The organism is Facklamia sp. P12937, assembly GCF_050409505.1.
Taxonomy (GTDB): domain Bacteria; phylum Bacillota; class Bacilli; order Lactobacillales; family Aerococcaceae; genus Facklamia.
In genome coordinates, this window is record NZ_JBNUPI010000012.1 from 1 (window position 1) to 16,729 (window position 16,729).

Annotated in this window: 16 protein-coding genes; 14 read left to right on the top strand and 2 right to left on the bottom strand. The window is 38.4% G+C overall.

The genetic code is table 11. The features are described 5' to 3' along the window. Nucleotides 1-166: 166 nt before the first annotated feature. Complete coding sequence (locus tag ACQV2R_RS05590) at nucleotides 167-517, bottom strand: hypothetical protein (RefSeq protein ID WP_428873764.1); 351 nt, start codon at nucleotides 515-517, stop codon at nucleotides 167-169. Between the two features lie 190 nt (nucleotides 518-707). Here ACQV2R_RS05590 and gmk point away from each other — a divergent pair, with 190 nt between their 5' ends. The 11 genes from gmk to ACQV2R_RS05645 all read left to right on the top strand — a co-directional run bounded on the left by gmk (nucleotide 708) and on the right by ACQV2R_RS05645 (nucleotide 12,103). Next, a complete protein-coding gene (gene gmk, locus ACQV2R_RS05595) occupies nucleotides 708-1,349 on the top strand; it encodes a guanylate kinase (protein WP_428873763.1) in 642 nt (213 codons plus the stop codon). Continuing rightward, on the top strand, nucleotides 1,346-1,540 hold the full coding sequence (rpoZ, locus tag ACQV2R_RS05600; protein ID WP_428873762.1) for a DNA-directed RNA polymerase subunit omega: 195 nt from the start codon (nucleotides 1,346-1,348) through the stop codon (nucleotides 1,538-1,540). The genes gmk and rpoZ overlap by 4 nt, the downstream gene beginning before the upstream one ends. 75 nt (nucleotides 1,541-1,615) lie before the next feature. Continuing rightward, nucleotides 1,616-4,030 carry a primosomal protein N' gene (priA, locus tag ACQV2R_RS05605; RefSeq protein ID WP_428891934.1) on the top strand — a complete coding sequence of 805 codons (2,415 nt, stop codon included), beginning with the start codon at nucleotides 1,616-1,618 and terminating at the stop codon, nucleotides 4,028-4,030. A 14-nt stretch (nucleotides 4,031-4,044) separates the two neighbouring features. Beyond that, nucleotides 4,045-5,025 (top strand): methionyl-tRNA formyltransferase, encoded by a 981-nt coding sequence (gene fmt, locus ACQV2R_RS05610; protein WP_428873760.1) that lies wholly within the window; start codon nucleotides 4,045-4,047, stop codon nucleotides 5,023-5,025. A 6-nt stretch (nucleotides 5,026-5,031) separates the two neighbouring features. Continuing rightward, the gene (rsmB, locus tag ACQV2R_RS05615; RefSeq protein ID WP_428884823.1) at nucleotides 5,032-6,393 is read left to right on the top strand and encodes a 16S rRNA (cytosine(967)-C(5))-methyltransferase RsmB; all 1,362 of its coding nucleotides are present in this window, start codon (nucleotides 5,032-5,034) and stop codon (nucleotides 6,391-6,393) included. Between the two features lie 8 nt (nucleotides 6,394-6,401). Beyond that, nucleotides 6,402-7,178, top strand: coding sequence for a Stp1/IreP family PP2C-type Ser/Thr phosphatase (locus ACQV2R_RS05620; RefSeq protein WP_428873758.1), 777 nt, complete (start codon nucleotides 6,402-6,404; stop codon nucleotides 7,176-7,178). Next, entirely contained in the window at nucleotides 7,162-9,141 is a 1,980-nt protein-coding gene (gene pknB / locus ACQV2R_RS05625) for a Stk1 family PASTA domain-containing Ser/Thr kinase (protein ID WP_428873757.1), read from the top strand. Before ACQV2R_RS05620 ends, pknB begins: the two co-directional genes overlap by 17 nt. 78 nt (nucleotides 9,142-9,219) lie before the next feature. Then, nucleotides 9,220-10,140 (top strand): ribosome small subunit-dependent GTPase A, encoded by a 921-nt coding sequence (gene rsgA / locus ACQV2R_RS05630; protein ID WP_428891935.1) that lies wholly within the window; start codon nucleotides 9,220-9,222, stop codon nucleotides 10,138-10,140. Between the two features lie 12 nt (nucleotides 10,141-10,152). Next, on the top strand, nucleotides 10,153-10,797 hold the full coding sequence (rpe, locus tag ACQV2R_RS05635; RefSeq protein WP_428884822.1) for a ribulose-phosphate 3-epimerase: 645 nt from the start codon (nucleotides 10,153-10,155) through the stop codon (nucleotides 10,795-10,797). An 11-nt stretch (nucleotides 10,798-10,808) separates the two neighbouring features. Beyond that, complete coding sequence (locus ACQV2R_RS05640; RefSeq protein ID WP_428876397.1) at nucleotides 10,809-11,471, top strand: thiamine diphosphokinase; 663 nt, start codon at nucleotides 10,809-10,811, stop codon at nucleotides 11,469-11,471. A gap of 131 nt (nucleotides 11,472-11,602) precedes the next feature. Continuing rightward, on the top strand, nucleotides 11,603-12,103 hold the full coding sequence (locus ACQV2R_RS05645) for a hypothetical protein (RefSeq protein ID WP_428884821.1): 501 nt from the start codon (nucleotides 11,603-11,605) through the stop codon (nucleotides 12,101-12,103). Between the two features lie 67 nt (nucleotides 12,104-12,170). Here ACQV2R_RS05645 and rpmB read toward each other — a convergent pair whose 3' ends face one another. Then, nucleotides 12,171-12,359: a 50S ribosomal protein L28 gene (rpmB, locus tag ACQV2R_RS05650; protein WP_258436016.1), complete on the bottom strand. Its 189-nt coding sequence runs from the start codon at nucleotides 12,357-12,359 to the stop codon at nucleotides 12,171-12,173. Between the two features lie 202 nt (nucleotides 12,360-12,561). Between rpmB and ACQV2R_RS05655 the strand changes: the two genes are divergently transcribed. The 3 genes from ACQV2R_RS05655 (at nucleotide 12,562) to recG (ending at nucleotide 16,718) form a co-directional block, all read left to right on the top strand. After that, nucleotides 12,562-12,918: an Asp23/Gls24 family envelope stress response protein gene (locus tag ACQV2R_RS05655; RefSeq protein WP_428873752.1), complete on the top strand. Its 357-nt coding sequence runs from the start codon at nucleotides 12,562-12,564 to the stop codon at nucleotides 12,916-12,918. A gap of 20 nt (nucleotides 12,919-12,938) precedes the next feature. Then, the gene (locus tag ACQV2R_RS05660; protein WP_428873751.1) at nucleotides 12,939-14,606 is read left to right on the top strand and encodes a DAK2 domain-containing protein; all 1,668 of its coding nucleotides are present in this window, start codon (nucleotides 12,939-12,941) and stop codon (nucleotides 14,604-14,606) included. A 75-nt stretch (nucleotides 14,607-14,681) separates the two neighbouring features. Further along, entirely contained in the window at nucleotides 14,682-16,718 is a 2,037-nt protein-coding gene (recG, locus tag ACQV2R_RS05665; RefSeq protein WP_428884820.1) for an ATP-dependent DNA helicase RecG, read from the top strand. Nucleotides 16,719-16,729: the final 11 nt, after the last annotated feature.

Below are 16,729 nucleotides of genomic sequence, written 5' to 3' on the forward strand. Positions count from 1 at the left end.
TCAACTTTCTGCTTTTTTATATCTTTATTATACCATAAAAACCACTATAAACATTATTTAAACAACGTTTATAGTGGTTTTTCGGTTTGAGACTTATGATACAGCCCCTTTTAAAAAACAGCGGGGAGGATGCTGTTTTAATCAAATCTTTAATCGATTAATGGACTTAAGCAATTAAAGTTTCTGTGATGGCAGTCACATTAATAATTTGATTCAAATTTAAAAGGAAGTGATTGGCTCCTACTTGCAGGCTAACGTTGTTTTGTGAACCAATTGGAGCCAGTACATATGCTTCCATTTCGGTCATATCCATTGTTTGATCGGGTAAATAATATTCAATGAGTATGTTTAAAGGAACTTGCTTGATATAAGCTTGATGAAGGATTCTTTCAACTTGTGCAAGGGGCATCATTTCAATGGATTCTTTGATAAGTGGAGTGGGTTGAAAGAAAGGTTGAAAAAGGGATTGGCTTACACGGCCAAGCCAGTTAGTTTGTCTTTTGATGGGTAATTCCATAAAAACCTCTCCTTTAATATCGAACGTTTGTTTGTAATTATATTATACGAACAAAGGTTCTTTTTGTCAACCTTTTTACGAACAAATTTTCGCATTTCATAATCGCTGTATTTTATTTATTTTTCAGCTTATCTTTATGTAGAGAGTGAATTGTGGTACTATATAGAACATGAAGTAATGGAGGGAAGTCATGTTAAAACAAAGGGGATTATTAATCGTTTTATCAGGCCCTTCGGGTGTCGGAAAAGGAACAGTTCGCAGCGCGATTTTTGAAGATTCAAATTGTGACTATGTTTATTCTGTTTCAGCAACTACTCGAGAGCGTCGACCAGGTGAATTAGAAGGGGTAGACTACTTCTTTATGAGTAGAGAATCATTTGAGGACTTAATTTCCCAAGAAGCCTTGTTAGAGTACGCGGAATATGTTGGAAATTACTACGGGACGCCGCTAGCATCTATTGAAGAAAATTTAGCGCAAGGACGCGATGTATTTCTTGAAATTGAAGTTCAAGGTGCCCGTAAGGTGAGAGAGAAGATTCCTGAGGGAATTTTCATTTTCTTAGCGCCTCCAAGTCTGAATGAGTTGGAGTCCCGTCTAACCGATCGTGGAACGGATTCCCAAGAAGTAATCGCTCGCCGTATGAATAAAGCTAAAGAGGAAATTGAATTAATGCGTCACTATGATTACGTGGTAGTTAATGATGAAATTTCTGAGGCGGTCGATGAAATTAATGCTATAATTAAAAGTGAACATCTAAGGGTTGAAAGAGTCATGCATTCGATCCAGGCAGATATTAATGCATATTTTGAAGAGGAGGCTAAGCAATCATGATGCTATATCCATCAATTGACGAATTATTGAAAAAAGAACCATCTAAGTATTCTTTAATAACTTTGGCAAGTAAACGCGCTAAAGAAATGGAAGATTATAAAATTATGCAATTACAAGACTATCAATCAGATAAACCTGTAGGCAAGGCTTTAGAAGAAGTTGTTGCGGGCGTATTATCCATTAAAAAATAAGAGGGCGAATAAGAAGGCTACTATGCAGATCATTTTTAATGATTTCATAGTAGCTTTTTAATAGGAGGTGAGCGAATGATCGCTGAAGTTATCATTGATATACCTACTGCACAAGTCAATCATAGCTTTGATTACAAAGTAAGTGCTGAAATGCAAGCTTTAATAAAGGTTGGTATGCGAGTGGAAGTTCCTTTTGGATATCGTAACCTAATGGCTTTTGTTGTTCATTTAAAAGATAATAGTGACTATCAAGGGGAATTAAAGGCGATTAGACGCTTGATTGATTACGAATCTTTTTTGAGTCAGGAACTAGTTGAACTTTCTCAAGTGCTTGCCGACCAACTTTATGCTTTTAGGATTTCAGTCCTACAAGCCATGTTGCCAAGTATTTTACGAGTCAAGTATCAAACGGTTGTTACAGTTAAACAGTCTGAAAAATTAGCTGAAGTGCTCGATTGTTCACCAGCAAAGTTAAATCAGCTTGGTGTCACGCGCCAATGGTTGGAAGAAAGGTTGACAGCTAGTCAAATTCGTTCATTATTAGATGAAGAAATCATTCAATTATCTTATCAGTTAATTGATAAAAAAACGCATAAGACCCTTAAGTATATCTTGCCTAATCGTTCACAGGCAGAATACCAAGACTTACTCGATCATTTAGATAAACGCAGTCATAAACAAGGTCAAGTTTTATCAGTCCTCATCGACCATCAATGGACTCAAGCCATAGAGTTCGATCAATTAGCAAAGCTGGCTCAAGTTTCTAAGGCCACTCTTAATACCATGATTAAAAAGGGGTGGTTGACGCTGGAAGAAAGGGAAGTTTATCGGCCAGCTTATCAAGTAGATCAAGCACCTCCTTCCTCAGCCAAAGCCTTATTAGCTCAGCAACAAACAGCATTTGAGACTATAAAAAATCACATGACAGCTGAAGAAGCCCAAACCTTTTTATTGCAAGGAGTCACCGGATCAGGTAAAACCGAAGTCTATTTACAATTAATAGCTGAAGCCCTTAAAGTTGGTAAATCAGCGATTCTATTAGTGCCAGAGATTGCCTTAACACCACAAATGGTAGACCAGGTGATTGGTCGCTTTGGCAAAGGCGTTGCCGTTTTGCATTCAGCTTTATCATTGACCGAAAAATATGATGAATGGCGCAGAATCATTCGGCAAGAAGCGAAAGTGGTCGTCGGAGCGCGTTCTTCTATTTTTGCTCCGTTAAAAAATATCGGCATCATTATTATTGATGAAGAACATGAAACGACCTATAAACAAGGAGACAATCCACGTTATCATGCAAGAGAAGTTGCTAAATGGCGATCAAAATACCATCAGTGTCCCTTAGTTTTAGGTTCAGCCACACCTTCTTTAGAATCACGTGCTCGGGCTGAAGTTGGTAAGTATCAATTATTAAGAATGGACCAACGTGTTAATCAACAACCCTTACCACCCGTAACCATAGTGGATATGACTCAGCATTTATTGGATCAAGAAACACTGGAACTTTCTCAACTTTTAGAAGATAAAATTGCCGAAAAATTAGCGTCTAAAGAACAGGTTGTTTTGCTTTTAAATCGCAGAGGCTATGCCTCTTATGTCTTATGCCGTGAATGTGGTCATGTCATTCAATGCCCACATTGTGACATCTCTTTAACTTACCATAAGACTGGAGAAAAGCTTAAATGTCATTATTGTGATTACCAAGTAGGACTGCCAACCAATTGTCCTCAGTGTGGTTCTAAGCATTTGAGAAAACAAGGCATTGGCACTCAAAAAGTAGCTGAAAGTTTAAAGCAACGCTTTCCTCAAACACCCATTATCCGTATGGATAATGACACCACTCGACGCAAGGGCGCTCACAAAAAATTATTAAAAGCATTTGCCAGTCAAGCAGGTTCAATCCTTTTAGGAACACAGATGATTGCTAAAGGTCTCGACTATGAACAGGTAACCCTGGTTGGTGTTATTAATGCAGACACTGGTTTGAACTTACCAGACTTTAGAGCTGCTGAAAAAACCTTTCAGTTGCTGACTCAAGTAGCCGGAAGAACAGGGCGAGGCAAGCTAAAAGGCGAAGTGGTCATTCAAACCTATAATCCTAACCATTATGTGATTCAGCTAGCCAAAAAACATGATTATGACAATTTTTTTTATTACGAAATGCGAAGACGCCATATGAGCCATTATCCTCCTTATTTTTATACAACATTAATTAAGGTGTCTTCTAAAAACCGAGGCAAGGCTCAAAAAATGATCTATCAACTCAAGGATCAATTGATGGACAAAGTGAATACCCAATTAATGATATTAGGTCCCTCAACAGGAGGAATTGAAAGAATCAATGATTATTATCAATTCCATTTGCTCTTAAAATATAAAGAAGTAGACTTAGTTAAAGATCAGCTACAAACTATTCTTCTTGCTAGTCAAGAAAGCCAGGCCAAGGGAGTCTTTGTTCAAATAGACCATGAACCCCAGTATTTTATTTAGAAAGAGGTTATTGAATGAAAAAAATAATTTTTATGGGAACCCCTCCTTTTGCGGCAACCATTCTGAAAGGATTAATTCAACAAGTAGAGTATGAAGTGATTGCAGTAGTGACTCAACCAGATCGTCCAGTTGGTCGAAAACGTATTCTAACACTACCTCCAGTTAAAAAAACAGCTTTAGAAGCTAATATTCCAGTCTTTCAACCGGAAAAGTTAGCCGATTCAAAGGACTATCAGACTCTATTGAATACAGAAGCCGATTTAATCATAACGGCTGCTTACGGACAGAAAATACCACTTGCTTTATTAGAAGCACCCAGTCAAGGGTCTATTAATGTTCATGCTTCACTCTTACCTAAATATCGTGGAGGGGCTCCAATTCATTATGCAATTTGGCGGGGTGAAGAAGAGACGGGTGTAACAATTATGAAAATGACTGAAGAAATGGATGCTGGGGATATTCTCATTCAAACAGTTTTACCGATTTCTGAGAAGGATGATGTGGGCATACTGTTTGAAAAACTGGCTGTCGTTGGTAAAGAATTATTATTGAATTTCTTGCCGAAATTTTTTAATGGGGAGTATGAAGCGACTCCACAAGAATATAGCCAAGTACTATATTCTCCAACCATCAAAAAGCATGAAGAGCAGTTAAATTGGTTGCAAAGTGCGCGTGTCATTGACCGTCATATACGCGCCTTTAGACCTTTTCCAACAACCTATACCCTACTAGATGGTCAAAGAGTAAAAATCTGGCAAGCTCAACCCTTAAAAGAACTGGATGATAATATTGAAAGAATATTAACAGAAGAAATTCCGGGCCAAATTGTTGCTGCTGATGAAGAACACTTCTATGTTCGATGTGGTCAAGATTCCTACTTAGCAGTTAGTGAATACCAACCCGCTGGAAAAAAAAGGATGATGGTTAAAGAATACTTAAAAGGGACACCGGCAGAAAGTTTAATTGGTAAGATATTCGACAGTGAAAAGGACTAATAAATAATGAAAATTAAACAAAGAAGCCAAACAAAATTGAAAAACAATCTCCGCTGGGACATGCTGAGATTGTTAGATCAAATTGATAACCAAGACCAATATTCTAATATCGTGATAGATAATTATCTGGCTTCAAGTAATCGAAGCAGTCAAGATAAAAATTTAGTGGTTAAGGTGGTTTACGGTAGTGTCCAACGTCGCTTGACCTTGGATTTCTATTTACAGGATTTAGTAAAAGGTAAAATAGAAGATTGGGTACGCAGCCTATTGCGATTATCTATCTATCAAGCTGTTTATTTAGACCGCGTGCCTCAGCACGCTATTGTAAATGAAGCAGTCGAGATAGCCAAAGTAAACGGCCACCAAGGCATTGGAAAATTAGTTAATGCTATTTTACGTAACTTTTTCCGCCAAGAGCTTCAGTCATTGACGGTAATCACAGAACCCTTGGAGAGACTATCGATTGAGCATTCCGTTCCGCTTTGGTTGGTCAAATACTTTGACCAGCACTTACCAGAACATCAGCTCAAAGCATTTCTTTCTAGTTTGAATCAAGTTCCTAATTTGAGTGCTAGAATCAATGGTCCAACAGCCAAACGATCACATATCATGGACCAATTAAAAGAGCAAGGGTTGGCGGTTACTAGCAGTCAAGTTTCTCCTTTTGGTTTTCGAATCACAGCAGGGGATGTCTTTAATAGTCAAGCTTATCAGGAAGGTTTGTTTACCATTCAGGATGAATCATCCATGCTGGTTGCCCCTTTAGGTAAATTGACAGGTTCTGAAAATGTTTTGGATGCATGTGCAGCTCCAGGAGGAAAAGCTAGCCATATTGCTTCACTTCTAACTGATGGACACTTAACAGCTTTAGATATTTCTAAGCATAAGTTAAGTATCTTAAAAGATCATGCCGAGCGGTTAGGCTTAAGTCATAAGATAGATTCAATAGTAACCGATGCCTTGGACTTCCAACCACTTTCTCAAACTGCTTTTGATGTGATATACTTAGATGCACCCTGTTCGGGTATCGGTTTGATGCGTCGTAAACCTGAAATCAAATATCAGAAGTCGCCTGTCGCTATTCAAGAACTGGTTAAATTACAAAAGCAATTATTTAATCATATGCTTTCTTTGCTCAAGCCAGGTGGTCGCTTAGTCTATTCTACTTGCACCCTGACTTATGAGGAAAATGAACAATTAATTGAAGAAATCTTAAAGGAAAATAGTGAGTGGCAAGTGGAGTCCATCCTAGCTGAAGAAGTTTTAACAGATAATGTAATAACTTCCCAAGGCTTTCTTCGCATTTGGCCCCAACAGCATGGAACAGATGGCTTTTTTATCAGTCGTTTTCTTAAAAAAATAGATTGAGGTGAGTTATGAAAATCACTATACATTCAAACATAGGGAGAAAGAGAAGTTCTAACCAAGATTATGCGGATTATTTTTATTCTCAAAACCAACAAATCCTTTTTATTCTATGTGATGGCGTGGGAGGCAACTTGGCAGGAGATATTGCTAGTCAACAAACGACAGAGTTTGTTGGTCGGGCATTCGAAACAATTGATTACCCTATGACCATCACCCAAGCGCATGCTTGGATGACCCAAATGACCAATCAAGTGAATACTTTCATTTTGAATCAAGCAGACCTTAATCCAGATTATGAAGGAATGGGAACGACAATTGTACTTGCAACAATTGTCGAGCAGACCATTCTTATTTGTCATGTCGGTGATTCGCGGGCTTATGCATACGGAGCGGGCCAATTAAAGCAATTAACCGAAGACCATTCTTTAGTCAATGAGTTAATTCGTACAGGTGAAATAACAGTAGAAGAGAGTATTGATCACCCACGTCGTAATGTGGTCACCCAATCCATTGGAACACCAATGGTTTTAGAACCAGCTTTTTCAGAGATTTCTCTTGATAAAGTGGAACTTCTCTTGCTTTGCTCGGATGGTTTAAACGGCATGCTTAAAAATGAAGAAATTGAACAAATAATTAATAATCAAACAGATTTAGACCGCTTAGGTGATGAACTAGTCGCAGCGGCTAATAATGCTGGGGGTCTCGATAATATTACTATTATTCTAGCCAGCGATTTTAATTTGGAGGACGAAGGAGGTGACATTATTCATGGAAATAGGGGATAAACTATCCGATCGTTATGTCCTAACTTCTGTCATTGGTCAAGGCGGCATGGCAAATGTCTTTTTAGCTCATGATTTAATTTTGGATCGAGACGTAGCTGTGAAGGTGTTACGCTATGACTTCCAGGATAATCAAGATGCGATTCGTCGTTTCCAAAGAGAAGCCATTTCAGCCAGTCAACTGCTACATCCCAATATTGTAGAAGTTTATGATGTCGATGAACATGAAAAACAGCAATATATTGTGATGGAATATGTAAAAGGTCAAGACCTTAAAACTTTTATCAAAAAGAATGCACCTGTCCCGCTAGAACTAGTTGTTTCCATTATGGGACAAATTGTAGCGGCTATCGATGTGGCCCACAAAAATCGTATTATTCACCGCGATATAAAACCACAAAACATTTTAATTACTGCAAATAATGTGGTTAAGATTACGGACTTTGGTATTGCTGTGGCTTTATCAGATACTTCGATTACTCAAACCAACACCTTGCTAGGCTCAGTTCATTACCTATCGCCCGAGCAAGCCAAGGGCAATAGTGCAACCACTAAATCAGATATTTATGCCATGGGTGTAGTTTTATATGAGCTAATCACGGGTTCTGTCCCACATGATGGTGAATCCGCAGTTTCGATTGCACTTAAACATTTTCAAGAACCCTTTCCAACTATTCGAGAGCGCTTAGAATATGTTCCTCAAAGCTTAGAGAATGTCGTCTTAAAAGCGACGGCTAAGCAAGCGAAGGATCGTTATCGTACGGCTCAAGAGATGTTTAACGACTTATCTTCTTCTCTTAGTGTCGGACGTATTGATGAAAAACCCTTTATTCCTAGCAGTCAGTTGGATGAATCAGAACAATTTAAATCCATTCAGCCCATTCCAGCCGCTGATCGTGTGTTGACGGAAACAATCGAAGGGCCTGAGCCTTTAAATGAAGAGGAGTTTCCAACTTTTGATTTACCAGATAAAAAGACTAGCCATTTAGGGTCCAAGATTTTTAAAATTCTCTTCTTTGCTACGATATTGTCCTTACTATCTTTAGCTGTCTTTTTCGCCTATCGCTTATTCGTTGCCAGTGTAATCGTTCCTGAATTGGCTGGCCTAGACCAAAAACAAGCCATTGAATTACTAGAAGAGAATGATTTAATGCTAGGCGAAAGTACTGTTGTTTGGGATGATCTTATTCCGCGCGGCCAAATTATTGAAAGTGATCCCCAATCAGGGGACCGCATAAATCGTGGCTCTAAAGTTAATTTAACCTTCTCTGACGGCAAGCCGAGAGTCAAAATCGGTGATTACCTCAATCAAAACTATGAGCCGGTCCGTCGTAAACTAATTGATGCAGGTTTTATAGTTGACTTAAGGTATTTAGCAGCTAGTCAGTCAGAAGCAGGTAAAATTTTAGAACAGAGTATTGCACCGGGTACGGAAGTCGTTCCTGGTGAAAGTTCAATTATTTTAGTAATCGGATCCTATTCTGAGCAAACGACCATGCAAGATTTTACTAATTTATCAATTGATATGGTCTATAAGTTTGCAGACACTTATGGTCTCTATGTAGAAGAAGCTTATCAATATCATGATTATCTACCTGAAGGGATTGTCATTGATCAAGACCCACTTTCAGGCTCACCCATTGCTCAAGGAGACACCATTAAGGTGACGGTTTCTCAAGGTGAAGAAAAAGCAGAAGTGTCGACTGCCACAGAAACGGTATACCTTGATTATGTCCCTAAGTATGCTGAAAATGACTACGAACAAAGCAAGCCATTACCGAATAAAATCCAAGTTTTTATAGGAGATGACCGTAATAATATCACTCAAGTTGCGCGTGAAATTGAAATCACCGAATCGCGTGAAATTCAAATCGTCCTCTATATTCCCGAAGGAGGATCCGGACAGTACCGTGTCTTAAGAGACGGCGAAATTGTCGCACAGTCCTCAGCCGTTTATCCTAATTAAGAATTTGAAGAGTTAAGAGCAGCATTACTGACTCTTAACTTTTTTTCTGAATAAATACTGACCAAAGGAGGAAATTATTTGAAACAGCTTATTACCTCACATGAAGGGATCATCTATCAAGCAGTTAGTGGCTTCTATTATGTATGGTCGCAAGGAGAATCTTTTGTAACAAAAGCAAGAGGTAACTTTCGTCACTTGAAGACCAATCCCTTAGTGGGAGATCGCGTACGATTTGTCATGGATCAACAAGATGAAAGTCAAGTGGGCAGATTAGAAGAGATCTTCGAACGAGATAACTTTTTGATTCGACCGGCTGTTGCTAATGTCGACTATGCTCTCATTGTCATGTCCTTAGTTGAACCTGAGTTTTCCTATAATTTATTAGATTATTTCCTTGTTTCGATGGAGTCTCATCGCATCCAACCCATTATTATCTTGAGTAAATATGACCTTTTAATCGAGCATCAGGGACGGGATGCAGCCAATGACTTAGTAGCAGAAATCAGAGCAATCTATGAAGTAATTGGTTATGATGTTTTTCTCTTTGACCAATCCAATGAAAAGATGCAAGCTATTCAAACCATTTTCCAACAAGGAATATATGTAATGACCGGTCAATCGGGAGTGGGAAAATCGACCCTTTTAAACAAACTGCTACCTCAAGCTGAAATTAAGACCAACCAGATATCCAGCCATTTAAACCGCGGTAAGCATACCACTCGAGAAGTTACTCTTTATCGTTTTGGTCAAGGACTCTTAGCCGATACACCCGGTTTTTCAGCTATTGATTTCGACCATTTAGAAAAAGAAGAACTGGCCGCTTGTTTCCCAGAAATTCACCAAGCAGGTGCAAAGTGTCGGTTTAGATCTTGTATCCATAAGAACGAACCTAATTGCCATGTGAAAGAGTTGGTGGTAAGTGGCATAATAAGTAACAGCCGTTATCAAAATTATTTGCAGATTTTAGAAAAAATTGAAAACAAAAAAATTTATTATTAAAGGAGAATAGTCATGAAAATTGCACCTTCAATGTTGAGCGCTGATTTTAATCACTTGTTAGAAGATATCCAGACCATCGAAAAGGGTGGAGCAGATTATCTACATATTGATATTATGGATGGCAGCTTTGTACCGAATATTTCATTTGGTCCCATGATTTTTAAAGGATTAAGATCTCATAGCCATATGGTTTTTGATTGTCACATGATGGTGGATCAACCGGAGCGGTATTTGGAAATGGTTGCTGATGCGGGAGCGGATATTATCACCGTACATGTGGAAGCGACCCAACATATTCATTCAGTCTTACAAAAGATAAAAGCCTTAGGAAAAAAAGCGGGAGTGGCTATTAATCCAGGAACTCCAGTCGAAGCGGTTTATCCTTTATTGGAATTAGCGGATTTAGTCTTGGTGATGACTGTTAATCCAGGCTTTGGTGGTCAGGCTTTTATTGAATCAACCATGAAGAAGGTAGAAAAACTAGCCAAATTACGTCAAGAAAATGATCATTATCACTATGAGATTGAAGTAGACGGTGGGGTCAATGATCAAACAGCTAAAAGTTGTATAGCAGCTGGTGCAGATGTTTTAGTAGCTGGTTCCTACATCTTTAAGCAAATGGATCTGGCTGCAGCTATCGCTTCCTTAAGACCCTAAGGCCAATTAGTATGGTGGATAAGATTATTATCTGTGCTGGGGCTCCTAATCCAGCCCTCAGCCATTTGTCTGAGGTGACAGATCAGACTTATCTCATTGGAGTTGACGAAGGGGCCCTCCAATTGGTGAAGGCAGGCTATCGATTGAACGTTGCAATTGGAGACTTTGACTCGGTCACTCCCACCCAATTTAGTAAGATTGAAGCGGCTAGTCAAGAGGTTTTAAAATATCCAGCTGCCAAAGATGATACCGATATGGAGTTGGGCCTTGAATTCGCTCTTAAACAAGACAGTCGATGTCCGGTGGAAGTATATGGCGCAATAGGTAATGGAGAGGGACGTTTAGATCATTTAATTGCTAACCTTTGGCTCGTCTTTCAAGAACGCTATTTTGCAATTATCCCCCGTTTAAGCTTTATTGAAAAAGATCAAGTGGTGCGATTTTTTAAACCAGGCAATTATTTTCTACAAGACTTGAACAATTGCCGCTACTTATCCATTATTTCAATGACGGCTGTTAAGCAGCTGCAGATTAAGCAGGCCAAATATGAACTAGGTTTAACAGATTATGCTTTTCCTCGAGCCTTGGTGTCTAATGAGTATGTCGATCAGCACAAAGTAAATCTTTCTTTTACTGAAGGTCTCTTGATGGTTATTTGGGAAAAAGGAAAATAAAGGCTTGAGTTTAAAAATAGAAGATAGGAATATAAAATTGAAGCACTTTCATTATTGTGTTAAAATTTGCTTAATAAATAATATTCGAAGTTTATTTAATCAAGTTTTTATTAGGAAAGGAAGTTGATGGGATGAAAAAGCTTTTTGCTTTAATAATGATTATGATACTCATGCTACCGCCAGCTATATTTGCTCAAGAGGAGATAGTTGATTTTGAGGGACGCTATTTGACTGAAGAAAACTCAAATATTATGGGGTTCGAAATAGAAGAAGACTTATTGAAAGTAATTTTAGGCCGGTCTTACTTTGGACAAGCAGCTTTGGAAGGTGATTATTCGGACGCATTACTACAATTATATACCGAGAGCATTAATCAGGATGGGCGTTTAATGATGGTAAAAACAGATGAAGCAGCAGAATCTTTAAAAAATCAACAATATATTAACCTGCGCTTTTCTGATGAAGTTCCTATGGCAGTTGAAATTATCGTACATAATCCAACCTACAGAATAAAAGATCAAAAACTAACCATTTCTTTTGCGGATAAAGAACTTTTCAGCTTTGAACTAAATGAAGAATCTAATTTGGTGGATGAAGAGGGCAATCAATTTATGCTAAAAGAAAAAGATTAAACAAAACAAAAAAGCCTCCTAGCGCTTCATCTTGATGATGATTGGCTAGGAGGTTTTAATGTATTGATTAAGCACGTTCAACTTTACCTGATTTTAATGCTCGCGCTGAAACCCAAACTTTTTGAGGTTTGCCATCGATCATAACACGTACTTTTTGTAAGTTAGCGCCAAAACGACGTTTTGATTTATTCATTGCATGAGAGCGATTGTTACCAGATACAGCTTTACGCCCTGTGAAATAACATTCTTTAGCCATGGTTCTGCCTCCTTTTCCTTGTAACAATTTAAAAGTTACATTTCATACCAAATTAATTTACCATAATTTGACTTTTGAAGCAAGTGAATTATGATGAAATTAACTACTAATCTTAAATATCTCGTTACTAAAACTATTAAAATAGGTGCTAAGCTAAAAAATTTATGCTAAACTATGGTGGACAACAAAAAGGAGGTACTTTATGGCTATTAATATCCAAACTCCAAATGGAGAGATATCCTTAGAAAATGAAGTGATTGCAACCATTGTCGGTGCAGCAGTTACTGACAACTACGGTGTTGTAGGAATGGTAAGTAAACATTTCTTCCGTGATAATTTAACAGACATTCTTAAGAAAGAAAACTATTCACGTGGTGTTTTAATTTCTCAAGAAGGAGACAATATTTCAGTAGATGTCTATATTGTCGTTTCTTACGGGACAAAAATCTCTGTGATTTGTCAAAATATTCAACAAGCTGTTAAATACAATGTCGAGCAACTCTTGGGCTTTGAATTGGACTTTGTTCATGTCCATGTCCAGGGTGTGACTATCGACTAGGATCGTTTAGGAGGTAAAGTGTGGAACTGAAAACAATCAAAGCATCTGACTTTAAACAGATGTTTATAGCAGGTGCCGAGCGCCTGGCTGAAAATGTTGACTTAGTGAATTCGTTAAATGTCTTTCCCGTGCCTGATGGAGATACAGGAACTAATATGAATATGACTTTCCAATCAGGTGTTGAGAATATGCGTAATTCTACTAGTCATCATGTTGGAGAATTAGCAAATGCCGTGGCCAAAGGACTGTTAATGGGGGCTCGAGGAAATTCAGGCGTTATCTTGTCACAAGTTTTCCGTGGCTTCTCAATGGCAATTAAAGATTGTGAAGAATTAAATGCCAAAGACTTTGCTAAGGCTTTTATTGGTGGTGTGGAATCAGCTTATAAGGCAGTGATGAAGCCAGTTGAAGGAACCATTTTAACTGTTGCTAGAGAATCTGCTGTAAAAGGTGAACAAGAAGCTAAGCAAACAGAAGACATCATACAAGTGATGCGCACGATCGTAGCAGAGGCAAAAGAATCATTGGATCGAACACCTGAATTACTACCAGTTTTAAAACAGGTGGGTGTAGTCGATTCGGGTGGTAAGGGGCTTTTATGTATCTATGAAGGCTTCCTTGCCAATCTTTCAGGGGAAGTCATTATCGATGAAGTTGAAGACCAATCTAATGACCATGCCCACGCAATCTTCGAAGAAATGAATGAACACCCAATGTCTATGGATGAGATTACCTATGGTTTCTGTACCGAAATTATGGTAAGAATTGGACAAGGACAGACTGTTAAGAAAGCTTTTGATTATGAAGAGTTTAGACAAACGCTTGATAAAAAAGGTGATTCTTTGCTGGTTGTTGCCGATGATGAAATTGTTAAGGTCCACATCCATACGGAAGATCCAGGCGAGATTATGCAATTGGGTCAAGAATTTGGTGAGTTAATTAAAATTAAAGTCGATAATATGCGTGAGCAAGTTAGAGACTTAGAAGACAAAGAGACTACGCTGCGTCAACAAGCTGTCCCTCAAACTCAAGAAGATTACGCAGTGATTGCTGTAGCTTCAGGTAAAGGCTTGACAGAGCTCTTCCATTCTATTGGAGTAAAGGAAGTCCTTTCTGGAGGTCAGACAATGAATCCTTCTACCGAAGACTTCATTAAAGCAATCGAGCGAGTTAACGCCAAAAATATTATCTTGTTACCGAATAATAAGAATATTATTATGGCGGCTCAACAAGCGGCTGAAGTCAGTGAAGTACCAACGGTAGTTGTGGGCACAAAGTCAATCACCCAAGGAATCTCAGCCATGTTGATGTATGATCCTTCAGTTGCCATTGAAGAGAACAGACTAGCTATGGAAGAGTATGCGCTAAGCGTTGCTTCTGGACAAATTACTCATGCTATTCGAGATACAGAAATTAATGGCCTATCCATTAAAGAAAACGATTTTATGGGTATTTTAGATGGCGATATAATCTTAACCCACACTGATTTAAAAGAAACTCTGATCCAATTGGTTAATCGAATGGTGGATGAATCAAGTGAGTTAGTAACGGTTATTATTGGCGAAGAGGGTGATCATTCATTAGCCCAAGAAGTTGCTGACCATTTTGAACAAACTAACTCTGAGATTGAATTTGAACTTATTCAAGGAGACCAACCAGTCTACAATTATTTTGTAACGGTGGATTAGATTGTTAGAAAATAGCTGATCACCACTTAGTTTCTAGGTGGTGATTTATTTTTTTGCTCAAAGAGGAGGAAGAAGATGGGAAAGTCTTGGTTAGATCCTATCGATCAGCTCAAAGGTGTTGGCCCCAAGACCAGTCTTTTATTTAAACAATTAGGAATTGAAACAGTAAAGGATTTAATGTTTCATTTTCCATTTCGTTTTGAGGATATCCAAGCACGCCAGTTAGAAACTATTCTTGACCAGGAAAAAGTTGTCTTGATGGGAAAAGTTGTTAGTCCAGCTGTGGTCAACTATTTTGGTAGAAAGAAAAGTCGCTTAAGTTTTAAATTGGCTGTAGATGGCCATCAAGTGATAACCGTCTCTTTTTTTAACCAGCCCTACTTAAAGAAACAAATTGAATTAGGTCAAACGCGAGCTATCTATGGTAAATGGCAAGAAAGTAACCAGTCGCTAATGGCCATGAAATTAATTAATCCGTCAGCAGGTGAGGACTATGCACCCATTTACCATACTAGCAAGGGACTGAGTCAGGGCCAGATTGTCAAAGCCATCAAGCAAGCCTTTGTTGATTATCAAGAAAGTATTGAAGAAATCATTCCGACTTATTTAAATCAACAATTTAACTTAATAAATCTGAAGGAAGCACTTTGGGCCATGCATTTTCCTAAGCAAGATAATGCGAAAAGACAGGCCCAGCGAAAGATCATCTTCCAGGAGTTCTTTCTTTACCAATGGCGCTTACAAAGCGCCAAATTTAACCGCTTAAAAACTAAGGGTATCCAAATCCACTATCAAGTTGAAGAATTACGACAAATTATCCAAAGCATCCCTTTTGAATTAACGGATTCACAAAAAAAAGCGGTTAATGAAATTTGCCGCGATCTTTTATCACCTTATCCAATGAACCGTTTATTGCAAGGAGATGTAGGTAGCGGTAAGACCTTAGTTGCCTTCTTGACCATGATTGCTAGTGTGCAAGCAGGTTATCAAACAGCCTTGATGGTTCCAACAGAAATATTAGCTCAGCAGCATTATCAATCTTTTAATCAATATTTTGAAAAGAGTGGTTTTCATGCAGAAATATTAACTTCTGAGAGGCAAGTTTCAGAAAAAAAAGCTGTTTTACAAGGTCTAAAAACAGGACGCATCCGATTGATTATCGGTACCCATGCTTTAATTCAAGAGGGAGTAGATTTTAAATCACTCGGCTATATCGTTATAGATGAGCAACACCGCTTTGGTGTTGGCCAAAGACAGAACTTATTAGAAAAAGGTCTGGCTGGTCAAGAAGCCAATGTCCTGCAAATGACAGCAACTCCCATACCCAGAAGTTTGGCTCAGACCCTTTATGCCGACCTTTGCGTCTCAACCATGGAAGGTCTACCGCGTGGAAGGGTTGAAATTAAGACACAAGCCGTTAGTGATAAGCACATTGCCACAGTCTATGACCGTATGCAAAAAGAATTAGATAAGGGTCATCAAATCTATTATGTATTGCCTTTAATTGAAGCCAGTGAATTTATGGAACAAGTTGAAAATGTACAAGAGACTTGTCAACGTTTAAGAGAAATATTTCCACGAGTTACAATCGATAGTTTGCATGGTCAATTGAGTAAAGAAGAACAAAAAGAAGTGATGAAAGCTTTTAAGGCTCAAGCAATTCAAATTTTAGTAGCAACCACTATGGTTGAAGTCGGTGTGGATGTACCGAATGCAACGGTCATGGTCATTCAATCAGCCGAACGTTTTGGTTTAGCCCAGCTCCATCAGTTAAGAGGGCGGGTAGGGCGAAGCCCATTACCCTCTTACTGCTTTTTAATTGCCAACCCAACGACCCAACAAGGAAAAGAACGTCTGATTAAGATGGTCGAAAGTCAAGATGGCTTTGAACTATCAAAAGCGGATATGGAAATTCGTGGCATGGGAGATGTCCTAGGACGAAATCAAAGTGGAATTGCCCAATTTACATATGGACATCCCTTACAAGACGAAGCCATTATGACAGCGGCTTATCAAGCAGTCGACCATTTAATGAGACAACCAGATATAGTGACTGAGAAAGAAACAAAAACAATTGAAAAGTATACCCAATTAATTAAATTAGAAATTTAGGAGTGGAATTT